Source organism: Actinoalloteichus sp. GBA129-24, from assembly GCF_001941645.1.
Taxonomy (GTDB): domain Bacteria; phylum Actinomycetota; class Actinomycetes; order Mycobacteriales; family Pseudonocardiaceae; genus Actinoalloteichus_A; species Actinoalloteichus_A fjordicus.
In genome coordinates this window covers 3,705,926-3,722,371 of the sequence record NZ_CP016077.1, presented here as the reverse complement: position 1 = coordinate 3,722,371, position 16,446 = coordinate 3,705,926, and the positions used below count along the sequence as shown (strand labels likewise).

Annotated in this window: 14 protein-coding genes and 1 pseudogene; 10 read left to right on the top strand and 5 right to left on the bottom strand. The window is 66.7% G+C overall.

The genetic code is table 11. The features are described from left to right. Window positions 1-11 precede the first annotated feature (11 nt). The 3 genes from UA75_RS16725 to UA75_RS16715 are packed head-to-tail and all read left to right on the top strand — an operon-like array spanning window position 12 to window position 5,901. Entirely contained in the window at window positions 12-3,893 is a 3,882-nt protein-coding gene (locus UA75_RS16725; protein WP_075741037.1) for a non-ribosomal peptide synthetase, read from the top strand. An 18-nt stretch (window positions 3,894-3,911) separates the two neighbouring features. Then, window positions 3,912-4,673: a thioesterase II family protein gene (locus UA75_RS16720; RefSeq protein WP_232251081.1), complete on the top strand. Its 762-nt coding sequence runs from the start codon at window positions 3,912-3,914 to the stop codon at window positions 4,671-4,673. After that, window positions 4,600-5,901: a cytochrome P450 gene (locus UA75_RS16715; protein WP_157434245.1), complete on the top strand. Its 1,302-nt coding sequence runs from the start codon at window positions 4,600-4,602 to the stop codon at window positions 5,899-5,901. The genes UA75_RS16720 and UA75_RS16715 overlap by 74 nt, the downstream gene beginning before the upstream one ends. A gap of 138 nt (window positions 5,902-6,039) precedes the next feature. On the opposite strand, the gene UA75_RS16710 is transcribed toward UA75_RS16715, so the two are convergent. Then, on the bottom strand, window positions 6,040-6,966 hold the full coding sequence (locus UA75_RS16710; protein ID WP_075741035.1) for a phytanoyl-CoA dioxygenase family protein: 927 nt from the start codon (window positions 6,964-6,966) through the stop codon (window positions 6,040-6,042). Window positions 6,967-7,010: 44 nt separating this feature from the next. Further along, complete coding sequence (locus UA75_RS16705) at window positions 7,011-7,847, bottom strand: putative nonproteinogenic amino acid hydroxylase (RefSeq protein WP_075741034.1); 837 nt, start codon at window positions 7,845-7,847, stop codon at window positions 7,011-7,013. Between the two features lie 281 nt (window positions 7,848-8,128). Between UA75_RS16705 and UA75_RS16700 the strand changes: the two genes are divergently transcribed. Beyond that, window positions 8,129-8,365, top strand: coding sequence for a phosphopantetheine-binding protein (locus UA75_RS16700; RefSeq protein ID WP_198044158.1), 237 nt, complete (start codon window positions 8,129-8,131; stop codon window positions 8,363-8,365). A gap of 42 nt (window positions 8,366-8,407) precedes the next feature. Further along, a complete protein-coding gene (locus UA75_RS16695; RefSeq protein ID WP_083690722.1) occupies window positions 8,408-9,754 on the top strand; it encodes an activator-dependent family glycosyltransferase in 1,347 nt (448 codons plus the stop codon). A gap of 41 nt (window positions 9,755-9,795) precedes the next feature. On the opposite strand, the gene UA75_RS16690 is transcribed toward UA75_RS16695, so the two are convergent. Then, window positions 9,796-10,434, bottom strand: coding sequence for an FMN-binding negative transcriptional regulator (locus UA75_RS16690; RefSeq protein ID WP_075743890.1), 639 nt, complete (start codon window positions 10,432-10,434; stop codon window positions 9,796-9,798). 228 nt (window positions 10,435-10,662) lie between these two features. Here UA75_RS16690 and UA75_RS16685 point away from each other — a divergent pair, with 228 nt between their 5' ends. Genes UA75_RS16685 through UA75_RS32945 form a run of 5 tightly spaced genes read left to right on the top strand, consistent with a single transcriptional unit; the run spans window position 10,663 to window position 15,036 of the window. Further along, on the top strand, window positions 10,663-12,036 hold the full coding sequence (locus UA75_RS16685; RefSeq protein ID WP_083690721.1) for a lysine N(6)-hydroxylase/L-ornithine N(5)-oxygenase family protein: 1,374 nt from the start codon (window positions 10,663-10,665) through the stop codon (window positions 12,034-12,036). Further along, window positions 12,002-12,757 carry a thioesterase II family protein gene (locus UA75_RS16680; RefSeq protein WP_075741033.1) on the top strand — a complete coding sequence of 252 codons (756 nt, stop codon included), beginning with the start codon at window positions 12,002-12,004 and terminating at the stop codon, window positions 12,755-12,757. The genes UA75_RS16685 and UA75_RS16680 overlap by 35 nt, the downstream gene beginning before the upstream one ends. 56 nt (window positions 12,758-12,813) lie before the next feature. Then, window positions 12,814-13,851, top strand: coding sequence for a threonine ammonia-lyase IlvA (gene ilvA / locus UA75_RS16675; protein ID WP_083690720.1), 1,038 nt, complete (start codon window positions 12,814-12,816; stop codon window positions 13,849-13,851). Beyond that, window positions 13,851-14,363 (top strand): hypothetical protein, encoded by a 513-nt coding sequence (locus tag UA75_RS35175; RefSeq protein WP_198044157.1) that lies wholly within the window; start codon window positions 13,851-13,853, stop codon window positions 14,361-14,363. The genes ilvA and UA75_RS35175 overlap by 1 nt, the downstream gene beginning before the upstream one ends. Next, complete coding sequence (locus tag UA75_RS32945) at window positions 14,287-15,036, top strand: hypothetical protein (RefSeq protein WP_157442251.1); 750 nt, start codon at window positions 14,287-14,289, stop codon at window positions 15,034-15,036. Before UA75_RS35175 ends, UA75_RS32945 begins: the two co-directional genes overlap by 77 nt. Window positions 15,037-15,050: 14 nt before the next feature. Here UA75_RS32945 and UA75_RS34590 read toward each other — a convergent pair. Further along, window positions 15,051-15,278 (bottom strand): annotated as a pseudogene (locus UA75_RS34590) (transposase); the annotation flags it as partial. A 637-nt stretch (window positions 15,279-15,915) separates the two neighbouring features. Beyond that, entirely contained in the window at window positions 15,916-16,128 is a 213-nt protein-coding gene (locus UA75_RS34585; protein WP_075741031.1) for a hypothetical protein, read from the bottom strand. Window positions 16,129-16,446 lie beyond the last annotated feature (318 nt).

Here is a 16,446-nt window from a genome sequence, read left to right as displayed (position 1 = left end):
GGAGTGACCCAGTGATTCCGCTGTCGTACGCACAACGCCGCATGTGGCTGACGCACCAGTTGGAGGACAGGGCGGAGACCTACAACATCTCCCCGACGTTCCGGCTCACCGGCCCACTGGATCACACCGCTCTCGTCACGGCGATCAACGACCTGATCGACCGGCACGAAATCCTTCGCACCACGTATGTGACGGACGCCGAGGACGAGCCTCACCAGCTGGTCCTGCCAGCGGAGGAGGCGCTGGTGCGGCTACCGGTGGTCGACGTGGTGCCGGAGGAGCTGTCGGGCCCGGTCAACGAGGTCATCGCCCACCACTTCGACCTGTCGACCGAGATCCCGTTGCGGGCACACCTGTTCCGCTGCGCCGAGGAGGAACACGTCCTGGTCCTGGTGATCCACCACATCGCATCGGACGGGGTCTCCGGCGCGCCGCTGGCACGGGACCTGGCCGTCGCCTACACCGCTCGCCTGGAGGGCAGGGCACCGGCGTGGGAGCCGTTGGCGGTGCAGTACAAGGACTACGCGTTGTGGCAGCGTGAGCTGCTCGGCGACGTGACGGACCCGGACAGCATGGCCGCGAAGCAGGCCGAGTACTGGCGCGCGGAGCTCGAGGGGGTGCCGCAGCCGCTCAACCTCCCGCTGGACCGCCCCCGACCCGAGCGGCGGAGCCTGCAGGGCGACACGGTCGGCGTCGTGGTGGACCCGCACGTGGCGGCCGGGCTGCGGAGGCTGGCCGCCGAGCACGGGGTGACCATGGCGATGGTCATGCAGGCCGGGCTGGGGCTGCTGCTGGGCAAGCTGGGCGGCGGAGACGACGTGACGATCGGTAGTCCGATCGCCGGGCGGACCGACGAGGCGCTGGCCGACCTGGTGGGGTTCTTCGTCAACACCCAGGTGCTGCGGGTGGACCTGTCGGGTGATCCGTCGTTCGCCGAGCTGCTGGCCAGGGTGCGGGAGAAGGCGCTGGCGGCCTACGAACACCAGGACCTGCCGTTGGAGATGCTGGTCGAACTGATCAACCCCGACCGTTCGGCGGCGTACCAGCCGCTGTTCCAGGTGATGTTCGCCTGGCAGAACTGGGCGAAGGGGGAGTACGCGCTGCCGGGGCTCGAGGTGGGGTTCGAGCAGCACCTCGTGTCGACCATCATGTCCGACCTGTTCCTCAGCATGACCATGGACGAGTCTGGGGCACTGTGGGGCGACCTGATGTACTCGACCCAGCTCTTCGACCGGGAGACGGCCGAGGCGATCACCGCGCGGCTCCTGCGTGTCCTGGAGCAGGTGGCCGCCGACGCGCGGACGCCCGTCAGTGCGATCGACGTGCTGTCGGCCGACGAGCGCGAGTGGTTGCTGCGGGGGGTCAACGACACCGTGGCGCCGGTGTCCGTTGGCACTCTGCCGGGCGCGTTCGAGGCCCAGGTGGAGCGCGACCCGGACCGTCTCGCGGTGATCGGCGAGCAGGAGACGTTGAGCTACTCGGAGTTCAACCGGCGTGCCAACCGGCTGGCGCACTGGCTGGTCGAACAGGGAGCGGGACCGGAACAGGTCGTCGCGGTGCGGATCCCGCGTTCGGTCGAGCTGATGGTGGCGATCTTCGCGGTGGTGAAGGCGGGGGCGTCCTATGTGCCGGTGGACACCGAGCTGCCGCCGGACCGGGTGCGGCAGCTGCTGGAGAGCGCTCAGCCGTTGCTGGTGCTCGACTCGACGCTTCCGGACGTCTCCGGGTACCCGGAGACGAACCCCCGGCGAGAGCTGTCGCCCGACAACGCCGCGTACCTGATCTACACCTCGGGTTCGACCGGTGGACCCAAGGGTGTGCAGGTGTCGCACCGGTCGATCATGAACAGGATCGAGTGGGGGCTGGCGCACTTCGACGTCACGCCGCAGGACCGGATCCTGCTGATCACCTCGACGAGCTTCGACATGTCGGTGCCGGAGATGTTCGCGCCGCTGCGGATGGGGGCCGCGGTCGTGGTCGCCCGTCCAGACGGGCGCAAGGACCCGGTCTACCTGGCCGAGCTGATCCAGCGGGAGCGGGTGACCGTCGCGGACTTCGTGCCTTCCCTGCTGGAGGCGTTCGTCGCCGAACCCTCGGCGGGCAAGTGCACCAGCCTTCGCTGGATCGAGGTCGCGGGTGAGGCGTTCCCGGCGGCCCTCGCGAACACGTTCGTCGACCTGCTGCCCGGCTGTGCCGCCCACAACCTCTACGGTCCGACCGAGGCGACGGTGGAGGTCCTCGCCTACGAGCACGTGCCGGGTGCGGACCGGGTGCCGATCGGCACACCGATCTGGAACACCCAAGTTTACGTGCTCGACGGGGCACTGCGTCCGGTCGCGCCCGGTGTCACCGGCGAGCTGTACCTGGCCGGGACCGGGCTCGCCAGGGGCTACCTCGGGCAGACCGCGTTGACCTCGCACCGGTTCGTCGCCTCTCCCTACGGCGAGCCAGGCGCGCGGATGTACCGCACCGGCGACGTCGTGCGATGGAACAAGGACGGTCAGCTCGAGTACATCGGCCGGACCGACTTCCAGGTCAAGCTCCGAGGGTTCCGCATCGAGCTCGGGGAGATCGAGAACGTGCTCGCCGGGCACCCGGGTGTGGCGCGGGCGGCGGTCATCGCGCGGGAGGACGGACGCGGCGACAAGCGCCTGGTGGCGTACGTGGTGCCTGATCCGGACGCCGAGGCGACCGACGGTCCCGACTGGATCGGTCGACTGCCGGCCGAGCTGCCCGCGTACCTGCGTGAGCGGCTGCCGGACTACATGGTCCCGTCCGCGGTGGTGCCGCTCGCGGAGCTGCCGTTGACGCCGGCGGGCAAACTCGACCGGCAGGCGCTGCCCGCGCACGACGCGACCATCCCGACCAACGGAGCACCGCGAACCGAGCCAGACGGCCAGGCGCCGGTGAACGCGGCCACCCAGAGCGGAGGGCCGCGCAACGCCCAGGAGGAGAAGCTGTGCTCTCTCTTCGGCGAACTGCTCGGTGTGGAGAAGGTCGGGATTGGGGACGACTTCTTCACGCTCGGTGGACATTCGCTCCTGGCCACCCGGCTCAGCGCCCGCATCCGCAAGCACTTCGGTTTCGACCTGCCCGTGCGGACGATCGTGCGGTACCCCACCGTGGCCGAGCTGTCGGCGCTGATGCTCACCGGCGGCGGCATCCTCACCGAGGACGTCGACCAGTACGGCGTCGTGCTGCCCCTGCACGACGATCCCGGCACGGGGAAGACACCGGTGTGGTTCCTCCACGGTGGCGGCGGTCTGGGCTGGGTGTTCTTCTCCTTCGCGCCGTACATGCGCGACCGGCCGGCCTACGCCCTGCAGGCCCGTGGCTGCAACGGCACGGACCCACTGGCCGCGTCGGTGCGGGAGATGGTCGACGACTACCTCGACCGGATACTCGAGATCCAGCCGGAGGGGCCGTACAACCTGGTCGGCTGGTCCTTCAGCGGCCCGGTCGCACACGCTCTCGCGGAGGCGTTGGACCGGCGTGGGCACGAGGTGGGGCTCCTGGCGATCCTGGACGCCATGCCGTCGAGCGGGTTCAAGAATCTCGACGGCATCGAGCCGACCGCCTTCCGGAAGGAGGTCGCGGAGTTCATGAGCGAGTACATCAACACGGGGAACATCGACGACCTCCTGAACATGATGGGGAAGGTCGGCGCCAACAACCGCGCCATCATGAAGGAGTTCGACTCGCCGGTCTACCGCGGGGACATGCTGTACTTCCACGCGACACAGGGCAAGGACTGGGGATCGTACGCGGTCCACTGGCGACAGCACGTTCTCGGCTCCATCGAGGAGTACGACGTGGACGCCTCACACGAGTACATGCACATGCCCAAGCCCGCCGACCAGATCATGCGGGTCATCGCGGGCCGGCTGGACTGAGGACTGGGGGCGGTCCAGGTGACAGCGTTGGTGTGCGTGCCGTTCGCGGGAGCGGGACCATCGTTCTTCCACCCGTGGCGGGCGCTCGCGGGCGGCCGGTGGCGGGTGGTCCCGGTCGAGCTGCCCGGCAGGGAGAAGCGAATTCTGGAGACGCCGCACCGGAACGTGGTCGAGGCGGCCGTGAGCTCCGTCGACGACGTCGTCGCGGACCTCGGCGAGAAGGAACGGGTCGTGTTGTTCGGGCACAGCCTGGGCGCTGTGCTCGCGTACGAGCTCGCGCATCTGTTGAGCGCACGTGACGTGCTGGTCGAACGACTGGTCGTCAGCGGTTCGCCTGGCCCGTGGACACAGCGGGAGAGACGGGCCACCGGCCTGCCGGAGCAGGAGTTCCTCGCCAGGGTCGAGGAGTTCGCGGGGTTCAGGCACGAGGCCCTCGACCATCCGGAGATGCGTGAGCTGATCCTTCCCGTGCTGCGGGCCGACTGCGAGATGCACGAGAACTACGTGCCGAGTAGCGACGAACCGCTGGCGGTGCCGATCTGTTCGGTACGCGGCGGCTCCGACGGCCTGGTCACGGCGGAGCAGGCGCGGGAGTGGCGGAAGGCGACCACGGGCGAGTTCAGCTATGCGGAGCTCCCTGGCGATCACATGTACCTGGTCGACGGCGCCCGGGAGGTGCTCGACCTGATCGAGGTGGCGTTCGTCCGTGGGCGGCAACGTCCTCTGCCGCCTGACGAAAGGAAGCGGATCCATGGACGAGTCCAAACCGAGCCCGGATGAGCAGATCGTCAGCCTGCTGGCCCCCGAGTTCGAGGACGATCCCATCGGTGCCCTGGCCCGACTGCGGGAGTGGGCACCGATGGTGCGCGTCGGATTCCCCGGTGGGCAGCGCGTGTGGCTGATGACGCGCAGCGAACTGATAAGGAAGGTGCTGAGCGACCCGCGGTTCGTCGTGGACGTCAGCAAGGTCCCCGGTCACGAGGGGCCGAGCATCACGGAGCAGATGGTCGCGACACTCGACCTCTCGGACGAGCTGAGCGACTACTTCGGGGCGAACCTGATGCTCGAGGACGGCCAGAGCCACGCCCGGTTGCGGCGTACCCTCGCGCCCGCGTTCACCAACCGGCGCATCGAAGCGCTGCGGCCGCGCATCGAGAAGACCTCTGCCGGACTTCTGGACGCCCTGGAACGGAAGGGCTCCGGCGACCTCCTCCACGAGTACGCCGCGCCCCTCACCATCGATGTCATCTGCGGGCTCATCGGTATCGACGAGACCGATCAGCCGCGGATACAGAAGTGGATGGGCGAGTACGCCAATGCCGAGGCCGACTTCACCACGAGCCTGCTCGGCCTGTGCGAGTACCTCAGGGAGCTCATCACCCGTCGCCGGGCCCAGCCGGCCAACGACACGATCTCCACGCTGGTGCGGGCCATGGACTCGGACGACGTCCGGCTCGACGAAGCCGATGCCATCTCCATGGCCGTGACCCTGGTGAACGCCTCCTACCACGCCATGAACGACTTCATCCTCAACGGGGTTCTCGCACTGCAGGACAACCCGGACCAGTTGGCCCTGCTTCGCGCCAAGCCGGAAGCACTGCCGCACGCCGTCGAAGAACTGATGCGGATGGCGTCCTCCATCTCGACCGCCGGACCGCGGTACGCGACCCAGGACATGGAGCTCGCCGGGGTACAGGTCTGTCAGGGCGATGCCCTGACAGGCTCCCTTCACGCCGCCAACTTCGACCCCCGCCATTTCCCGCGACCCGAACAGTGCGACATACAACGTGTGCCGAAGCGCGGGGAAGGCCATCTCTCCTTCGGCGCGGGACCGCACCGGTGCATCGGTGCGTCACTTGCGAACCTCGAAGGCGAGGTGGCCATCGACCACCTGATGCTCCAGCGTGACAGTCTCGAGCTCGCCGTGAGCCGACGCGAGCTGACCTACCGCGACACCATGCCCGGTGGGGCTCCCCGGCTGCTCACCTCGTTCCCCGTGCGCATCTGAGGGCGGTTCCCGCCGCAGAGTTCAGCCCCGCCCGGCCGGACCGGTTCCCTTGAGGGAAAACCGATCCTGGCCGGACGGGGCTGTCGCTCTGTGAGATCCACTTCCGATATGACGCACCAGGTGCCCGGACGGCCGCGATCAGCTCTTCACGGTGCCTTCGCGCAACCGGTCGATCATGTGCCAGGTCGTCTCGATCGGACTCTCCTCGGGAAGGCTGCGGGAACGCGCGGGCAGCGTCGCGTTGAGCACGGCCACCTTGTCGCTCCACTCGTCCTGCCCCGCGAAGGGGATCGTCTCGTTCTCCTGCCAGGCAGGGAACCGGCGGTAGCTGTTCAGATCGTTGATGTCGGATCCGCGTACCAGCAGTGGGTCCAGGTAGATGCCGTCACTCCGGATCCGGGTGGTCGTCGAGATGTAGCCGATGTCGAGGCCGCACCGCCGCTTGGCGGAGGTGTTCGCCTCCGAGCAGTGCAGCAGATGGGGGTGGTGGATCGAGACGTCCCCGGGCTGGAGCTCGATGTCCACGATCTCGGACTTCTCCGTCCACTCCCGCACCAGATCCTCGTCGCAGGTGGAGAACAGCATGTTGGGCTCGTCCGTCCGGGCCGACGGCTTGTGCAGCGGCAGTCGGTGACTACCCGGGATCATCCGTAGGCAGCCGTTCTCCGTGGTGCTCTCGTCGACGGCCAGCCACACCGTCAGCGCCTCCATCGGCTCCAGCGCCCAGTACGCGCCGTCCTGGTGCCACAGCACGGGTTGTCCGTCGTACGGGGGCTTGCAGATGTAGTGGGCGGTGAAGCACGCCAGATCCGGGCCGAGGAAGAACTCCGCGATGTCCACCAGACGCGGGTCCGAGACCAGACGTGCCCAGAAGGCGTCGTTGCGGATCAGTGGGTGGTGGAAGTGTTCGGGACGCAGATCCGGGTACTTGCGGGTGAGCCAGCCGACGTGGACGCGTACCTCGTCCAGGACCTCCGGTGGCACGACGCCGCGGATGATGGAGAAACCCTGCTCGGCGTACTCCGCCGCGGCCTTCCTCAGAACGTCATCGCCAGGCTTGTCCATGCATCAGCTCCTTTTCGTGTACCAGGCGCGTGGCCGGTGGCCCCTCACCACTCGAACGTCTCTTCCAGGGTTCGCTTCTCGATGCAGTACGTGCGGTAGGCCTGGGCCTTCGCGACCATGTCGTCGTCCCCGGAACGCCGCGCGGCCTCCACGTACCAGTCGAAGACCTCCCTGGCATGCGCGTGCCGCTCGTAGTGGAACTCGGCGAACCGGCGGAAGCCCGACCGCATGGTCGCGGCGGTGAGCTGCCGGCAGGAGTCCAGGAGCTCTTCGAGCTCCGCTTCGGTCGGCTCTGGTCGTGCCATGACGCGGACCGGCTCGACCGCTGGAACATCGCCGCGGATCTCGACCGGCTCTTCCGCGTCGGAGAAGTCGAGGCACAGGGAGAGCCGGGCGGTCTCGGACGTGCTGCCCGCCGAATGCGGATGGGTCGTGTGTATCTTCCAGACCTCGCCGCGACGGATGTGGTAGACGATGTCATTCTCCGAATGGAGGGACTCCTCGCTGGTGCGCAGCGGAACCTGGAGCCTCGTGCCCGGCTCCTCGAACTCGAGGAAGTCGACGTGCGGGGCCATGCAGCCGTCGCGGAGGCTGAATATGCGCACCCACTGCAACCGGTCGAGGGAGAAGTGACCGGTCACCAGCGACATGATGTTCGGTAGTCTTCTGCCGAGCTCGGTCAGGGCGAGGCGGTCACCGTGGGGCCGGAAGGCGATGTCGGATTCGGTGCCACTGCCGTTCGCCAGCACATGGCACGACCACTCACCGAAGGTGAGCGCGTCGTACTCGCCTTTGTACTCGTGGTCGTCCACGATGGACAACTCGGAATCCAGGTCGTACGAGTCGATGGGCAGCACCGCGAGCCGTTGCGACTTCAGCAACGAAACCCCCTTCAACGCATGATGGCCGGAAGTGCCCTGACGTGGACAGACGTCACTGTTCCGGGTTGTCACCGTAAGTCCCCCCGGATACCGCGGCAATGGCCGTGCGGACGGCGAGCCCCCGGCCGTGCAGTGGACGGTGACACCGGCCGTGCGGCCGGGGCAGGGTCGGAACAGTCACCCCTGTCCCGTTGGCGGGACATCCGGCGCGCGCGACGAGTGCGCGCCGTCTCGCCGGCACGCGGAGGAAGGACAGGCTGGCAAAGGAATCGGGGCTGTCGGTGTCACTCGTGCACGAGATCTCGGCGCTGTGGAACGAATACCTCAACTGCGACGCGGTCGGAGCTGATGACAACTTCTTCGAGCTCGGCGGCAACTCGCTGATCGGGATAAAGATCATCGACCGGGTGGCCCAGGACTACGACGTCGAGCTGTCCGTGCGCGCCTTCTACCTCGCGCAGACCCCCGCTCAGGTCGCCGAGCTGATCGAGCAGGGCAGGACGCGGGCACGAGGTTGACACGACGGCGACCAGACTGGGCCTGCGCGTACTGACCAAGGGGTGAATCGCTTGCGAGTTCTGTTCGTCACCGGTCCGTGGAATTCACATCTGTACCAGATGGTGCCGCTCGCCTGGGCCCTGCGGTCGGCGGGTCACGAGGTGCGGGTGGCCAGCGAACCGGAGTTCACCGACAGCATCACAGAAGCCGGGCTGACGGCTGTCCCTGTCGGGCCGGACGAGACGCTACAGGAGCGCCTCCACCGCATCCGGGGCGAGAACGCGCCGAAGATGGCGGCCGCGGTCCCGCCCTTCCTGACCGACTCCCTGTTCGCGCTGGGGGAGGGCGGCAGGACAGGTCTCCCGTGGGACGAACTGTCCTGGTTCCTCGGCACCGTCGTGGTCCCTGGGATGTGGATCGTGAACGACGAGCTGGTCGAGGACCTCGTGACGTACTGCCGTTTCTGGAAACCCGACCTCGTGCTGTGCGACGTGATCGCGCACGCGGGCGCGGTGGCGGCGGACGCCGTCGGGGCGGCGCATGCGCGGATGGTGTGCTGGAACGACCTGTTCCTCCGGATCCGCCACGACTTCCTGCGTGCCCAGGAGCAGCAGCCCGCCGACGAGCGTCTGGACCCGGTGCGCGAGTGGTACGCGGGCTGGGCACGGAAGTACGGGCGTGACTTCTCCGAAGAGGTGGTCACCGGTCAGTTCGCGGTCAACATCCTGCCCGAGCAGTGGCGCCTGGAGCCCCACGAGCGGACGCTCTCCATGAGCTATGTGCCCTACAACGGGCGCTCCGTCGTACCGTCCTGGCTCAACGAGGCCCCGCGCGTGTCCCGTGTGCTGATGACGTTCGGCATCTCGAAGGCACCGTGGATCGACATTCTCGGGATGTCTGTCGCGCAGGTGCAGGAAGCGCTGGACTCGATGGCCGACCTCGACATCGAGCTGATCCTCACACTGTCCGACGAGGAACGCGACCAGCTCGTGAGGGTTCCCGACAACACCCGGGTCGTCGAGTTCGTCCCGATGAACGTCCTCCTGCCCAGCTGTTCGGTGGTGATCCACCACGGTGGGGCGGGGTGCTTCAACGGCGCGATGGTGCACGGGGTGCCACAGCTCATCGTCGAGAGCTCCGTTGACGCGGTCGCGAAGAGGACCGTGTTGCGCGAGACCGGAGCTGGGCTGTCGATCGCGATGGACGAACTGACCGGACCGCGCGTCAGGGAGTGCGTGACACGCATGCTCGAGGAGGACGGGTTCCTCAGGGGCGCCGAGCGGCTCCAGCGGCAGGCGCTCGACCTGCCCACCCCCGTCGCCCTGGTGTCGGAGCTGGAGCGGATCACCGAGGAGTTCTGCTCGCGCCCGCGGGGCAGCCGGGTCGCACCGCGGTCGGCCGACGCCTGAGCGGGTTCCCACGTGGACGCCGGTGAGCGAGGCGCATGAGATCAGGGCAGCTGGTCCATCAGGCCGGCCACCGCGTGGCAGTGCGGGACGGGGTGCGCGTCGAACGAGCGTCGCACCCGGTCGCGGACCTCGCTGCTCTGCTCCTGGCTCAACTTGAACATCCCGTCGGCACCGGTCACGTGGACACGGAAGGCACCGACCGCCGGCTGGATCTTCCGGAAGTAGTCGATCGACCCGGTCATGTCCCAGTCACTGCCGAAGCGGCTCTCGAAGGCACGTACCGTGGCCATGACCACCTCGAGTGTCTCGTCCGCGGACTCGATCTTCTCGGTGATCCCGCGCACGTGTACCGAGGTGAAGTTCCACGTCGGCGCGGCCGGTGTGTACGCGTAGACGGTCGGTGTGACGTATCCGTGCGGACCCGTGAACGTGAGCAGCACAGCGTCACCGGTCTCCAGGGCGGACCAGTGCGGGTTCCCCCGGTTGAGGTGGCACAGCAGAACGCTGCCCGAGAGATCCGCCGACTCGGTGGCGAGTGACTTCGGGATTGCCGGGAGATGGGTGGCGAACGGGACGCCTCCCGGCGGACCGTTGCTCGTCAGCAGCGCAAGGGGGTGGTTCTCGACGATCTCGATCATCCACGAGCTGTCGGGCGGACGGTAGAAGCTGGGGACGAACATCGAGATCTCCTTCACGGACCATTTCCAACAGAAATTTCTGTCACGTGAACCATAGATAGGGTTGAATGCACTGTCCCGTCGGCGGGACAGTAATACGCGACCGACGCCCTTGAACAGAGCATCGAGGCGGTCTACGTTGGCGGCGTGCCGAATGGAAACTCAAGTCCGCCCGGGTCTGGGACCCTCTGAGAACGGGACACTGTTTGCTGGCGAGCGGAAGAATTCTCCATGAGTGATCGTGAACACGATACCTACGACGTGGTCGGCGTCGGATTCGGCCCGTCCAACCTGTCGCTCGCCATCGCCCTGGAAGAGTCTCGGGGGAATGGTGCGGGGAATGAGATAAGCAGCCTCTTTATGGAACGCCAGGCATCGTTCGGCTGGCACCGCAATATGCTGCTGCCGTCGACGACCATGCAGGTTTCCTTTCTCAAGGACCTGGCCACCTTCCGCAACCCGACGTCGAGCTTCAGCTTCGTCGCCTACCTGCACGCGTCGGGCAGGCTCGCGGAGTTCGTGAACAACCAGGACTTCTTCCCGACGCGCCAGGAGTTCCACCAGTACCTGGAGTGGGCCCAGGAAAGGGTGGCCGACCGCGTCGCCTACGGCTCGGAGGTGCGATCGATCGGGCTGCCGTTGGACACCGCGCCCGAGCAGTCGGATCTGCGGCTCGAGGTGGCGGACGCCACCGGCCAAGGCAGCCGTACGGTCCGGGCACGTAACGTCGTGATCTCGACGGGCCTGGTGCCGAACATGCCAGAGGGCACCGAGCGGGACGAACGAGTGTGGCACAGCTCCGAGTTCCTGGAGAAGTACCGCCGGATCGACCCCCGGGAGCTGCGTCGGGTGGCCGTCGCCGGAGCCGGCCAGAGCGCGGCCGAGATCACCAGGTTCCTCTACGACGAGCTTCCGCACGCCCAAGTGCACGCGGTCGTCCCGTCCTACGGCTACTCCATCGCGGACGACACCCCCTTCGCCAACCAGGTCTTCCACCCGAGCGCCGTGGACGACTACTACTTCGGCACCGAGCGGACGCGAGACGCGTTCTGGCGTTACCACCGCAACACGAACTACTCGGTCGTCGACGACGACCTGATCAGGAGCCTGTACCGCAGGTGGTACGACGACGAGGTGCGGGGCGTGAGGCGCCTGGAGTTCCTCAACCTGACGCGGGTCTCCGGCGTGAAGCGCGTCGGCGACGAGACCCGCGTGTCCCTGCAGGAAGGGCCCGGCACCCAGGCACGCGAGCTCACCGTCGACGCGCTCGTCTGCGCGACCGGGTACGACGCGATGAAGCCGACGAGCCTGCTCCGCGAGCTCGACGGGCTGTGCCTGCGCGACGAGTCGGGCCGGTACCGGGTGGGCCGGGACTACCGCATCGTCACCGCCCTCGAGTTGCGCTGCGGCATCTACCTCCAGGGCGGTACCGAACACACCCACGGCCTCAGCTCCTCGCTCCTGTCGAACATCGCGCTGCGAAGCGGCGACATCGTCGACTCGATCGTCGCCAGGCGCGCGGAACAGGACGCCGTGAGCCCCACCCTCACCGAGGTCGGAGGTGACATCAATGGAAGATCGCTGGGTACGCCGCTACCGCGATGACGACGGGTGCGAGACGAAGCTCATCTGCTTCGCACCCGCCGGCGCGGGGGCGAGCACGTTCCGCACCTGGGCTCGAGGACTCCCCGAGGACGTCGGCGTGCTCGCCGTCGCGTACCCGGGCCGGGAGAACCGCATCGGCGAGCCGATCCCGCCTCGGCTCGAAGTCCTCGCGGACGACATCGCCGACGCCCTCGGCGACCTGGTGGGGCACCGGCTCGTGTTGTTCGGTCACAGCATGGGGGCCACGTTGGCACACGAGGTGGCGCTGCGTTTCCAGGAACGGGGGAGCCCGCCCGCCGCACTGTGCGTATCCGGCCGACGGCCGACGCACGCGCTCGCGGGCCGACCGATGATCTTCGGCACGGACGAGGAGATCATCGCGCACATCGTGAGCTTCGACGCGAGCCTTGCCGAGGTCTTCGAGGACGCGGGCCTGCGGGAGATCGTGCTTCCCGCGGTCCGCGCGGACTACCGCCTGGTGGACGACTTCTCCGGAGGCCCCCGCCCGCTGCTCGACTGCCCGGTGCACGGCTACACCGGCGACGAGGACACCCAGGTGACCCCGGAGCAGATGCGCCGCTGGGCGGAACTGACCCGCGGCGCCTTCCGGCTCCTGACGATGCCCGGTGGGCACCTGTACCTCAGGACCGAGGAAGTCGTGCTGCTGGCCGACCTGAGTGACGTCCTCGCCGACATCGGATCCCGCGCGACCGCCTCATGAGCTGAGGCGCACCGGGCGTCCACCGCGAACCGCGGCGAAATGTGGGGACCGAGCGAATGAATCCTTCCGACATCTCGCGTGCGGCCGACGTGTTGCGACGGGTGGTGCGCCGGACGCCGCTCGAACCGAGTGCGCGGCTGAGCGCGGAAGTCGGTGTTCCTGTTCTGTTGAAACGGGAGGACCTGCAGGTATGCCGTTCCTACAAGGTCCGTGGCGCCTACCACCTGATCTCGTCGCTCAGCACGGAGGAACGTCGGTGCGGGGTCGTCTGCGCGAGTGCGGGGAACCACGGCCAGGGCGTGGCCTACAGCTGCAGCCAGCTGGGGATCCCGGGGAGGGTGTACCTCCCGGCCACCACGCCGTCCCAGAAGCGCGGGCGGATCGCCGCCCTGGGGGGCGACTTCGTCACGCCCGCCGTCGCGGGTAGGTCCTTCGACGATGCCGACCTCGCCGCGCGGCGGGACAGCATGCGGACCGGCGCCGTTCTCGTGCACCCTTTCGACGACGACAGAACAGTCGCGGGCCAGGGCACTGTCGCCGTCGAGATCACCGAGCAGTGCCGCGAACGGATCGGCACCGTCATCGTGCCCGTCGGGGGAGGCGGGCTGATCGCCGGCATGCTGCTCTGGCTGAAACACCGGTTGCCCGACGTCCACGTCGTCGGTGCCGAACCTGCGGGCGCCGCGAGCATGCGAGCCGCGCTTTCCGCCGGTGGCCCGGTTTCGCTCACACACCTCGACCCGTTCGTCGACGGTGCCGCGGTCGCCCGTGTCGGTCGCATCGGCTACGAGGTCGTCCGGGACCTGGTGGACGAGCTGGTGCTCGTGCCGGAAGGCGCGGTGTGCGTCGAGATGGTGGACCTGTACCAGACCGAGGGCATCATCGCCGAGCCCGCGGGTGCGCTGGCCTGCGCCGCGGCGCGAATGCCGCTGCGACACAAGCCGAAAGGGACGGTCGTGTGCGTCCTGTCCGGCGGGAACAACGACATCTTCCGATACAGCGACGTGTTGGCCCGTGCCCGCCAGCATGCGGCGCTGCGCTCCACGCAGCGCCGAGGTAGACGGGTCTCGTCGCGGAAAAGGGTGAACCGTTGATGGCCGACTTCGAGATACGTCCGAGTGGGAAGCCCGTGCCGGAGGCGGAGCGGACGGCGATCCTGGCCTCGCCGGGGTTCGGCACCACCTTCACCGACCACATGGTCACACTCCGTTGGTCGGCCGAGCATGGTTGGCACGACGGGCGCCTCGAGCCCTACGGGCCGTTCACGCTCGCCCCCGCGACGTCCGTGTTCCACTACGCACAGGCGTGCTTCGAAGGCATGAAGGCCTACCGGCAGGCCAACGGGGCGATCGCGTTGTTCCGCCCGGAGGAGAACGCGGCCAGGTTCAACAGGTCCGCCGAGCGGATGGCGATGCCCGCGCTGCCGGCTCCTGTACTATCTGATGCCGAGGTAGCCCTTCAGTCTCGGAAGTGCGACCTTGTAGTGCAATATTACGGGGCGTATCTGATCGTGACTGAAGGGACTCTGCGTGAGGAGTCAAGATTTCATTTCGGGTGCTTTCAAAAGCCCTATTCTGGTGGAGCTGTGCAAGCAATTTTTGGATGATTTCGAAGGCCTGCGGCGGTTGGACGATGTGAATCTTTATCATCAGATAACCTTTGCTGCAAGCCTCCGGAATTCGCGCGATGTGTTCCTGCCGCAGATTGCTCCTGAATTGGACGACGTGGCCGAACGGATTATGGGCCGCATGAAGGCGGGTTGGTTTGCGCGGACGGAATTGAGTAGTCCGCAATCCTGGTTCTCGAAAACAGGCGAAATCCGATCCGTTGGCACTCTGGATTCCCGGCTTGGCTCTGTCATATCGGAGAAGCCTCAAGGGGCGCTTTGGACTTCTTCCTACCTGCCTAATGGTGAGAGTTCCTGGGCAAGGAAGGAGCGTGCGGAATTTTCGAGAGAGAATAGAACTCTGTGGTCCGTCTACTTTCATGAGAGTGATCATTCAATCTATCACATTGATGCTCTCAGGGATTTTCAATGGCTTGCCTCGCAATATCCAGGTGATTCTCGAGGTGGTCGTATTTGTGTCGAATGGCGGGACGTCTCCGTCGATTTCCGCGCTGTCCATCTCACTGCAAGAGGGCTCTTGGCTACGCAGAATTTTCCGGTAGTTACATCGCTTGGAGTTGCCGAGCTGCGGGGTTGGGATGCGGAATCTACTGTATGGCTTCGGGATCTAAAGGACATTCGAGTGGTGCCGGTGGACGATTTGACGGAATAAAGGCCCGGCTGGTGTCAAGCAGTGGGTGCACCACCGTCGTTAAGTAGGAGGTTTTTGAAGAATTCAATGGGTTCGAGCCAGTCGAGTGTCTGGCGTGGACGGTTGTTGAGTTCGTCGGCGATGGCGTCGAGTTCGGCGTGAGTGCGGGTGGAGAGGTTGGTTCCCTTGGGGAGATATTGTCGGAGGAGTCCGTTGGTATTTTCGTTGGTGCCCCGTTGCCAGAGTGCGTGCGGGTTGTAGAAGGGGCGTCGATTCCGGTTGAGTGATTGCGGGGAGTGTAGATGCGTTCGCGCGGTGCCTGGAATCGGAAGATTGCGGTCCCGGGGCGATTTCCGCACGGACATCACGTGCGTTTACCGAGGGGAATGGGCATCGAGACGTATCGGGCTCGCACTCGGATCCGACGCGGAACTATAGGCAACGAGTCCCACTCGGGGATAGGTGGCACAAACCCGGTGCGGAACTCCTCGGTGGATTCTTTATTTCCACAAGCGTTGCAGATCGGCAAGCAGCAGTCTGAGATGGTGTGAGAGGTGTCGGGCCACTCGGGCAATCGTCCGCAACACCGAGGACACTGCCCATTGCCCACCCTCGACTGGATGGTCTCTAGTCGTGCCTCCACCTCTGGGACAGTCAGCAGTCCGTAGCCGAAGAGCGCAGTCCGCACGCAGTTAGTATGCATCGGGTCACTCTCACACGGTGGCGAGGTCATCGCGGGCCCGACGTTTCGAGAGCGTTATGGATCTCCCTCGGACAGGTGATCTCCGAACGTGAATCGAGTCGCGTTCGTCAGGTTGGGCGGCGGTGTCGCGTGTAGGGGACGCCGTTCGGCCGGAACCCGCGTGTATCCGGGTTCCGGCCGAGGAGTCTGATCGGGTGTCAGGCGGTGAAGATCGGCTCCGGGCGGCTGGCAGGAATGGTCATGGGTGCGTTGACGGTGTAGTCGAGGCGCAAGATCATTGCGGCGGTGCGTGCCGATGTGTCGTGGCCAGGTGTCGTCGAGACCGTGCCACATTGCGGCCTGTTCCCATACGCCCTGGTGGCGACCAGCAGCTCGATGTCGACGTGTGTTTCGGATGTGGTGGTGTGCACGCGGACGACGACGTCGCCGTCGACATCCTCTGCCGGGGGAACGTCTTGTTCCAGGCCGCTTCGAACAGGATCGGGTTGGCGGTCAGGCCCGGCGGGGTGGTGGCCACGTCGATGCAGGTGATCATCAGGCGCTCGTAGTCGGCGGGCATCCCCATCGGCGTCGGGGACACCACGTCGGGGTCGGCGTCGAACAGGACCACTATGTCCGGGGTCCCTGTCCCAGTTCGACGGTGTGAGCTGGTCGGTGATGGGCGGGGTCGGTGTGGTGGTCATCGGGATCTCCGTTCGCGGTCGGTTGTGCTGGTCGAGGTCGTACGG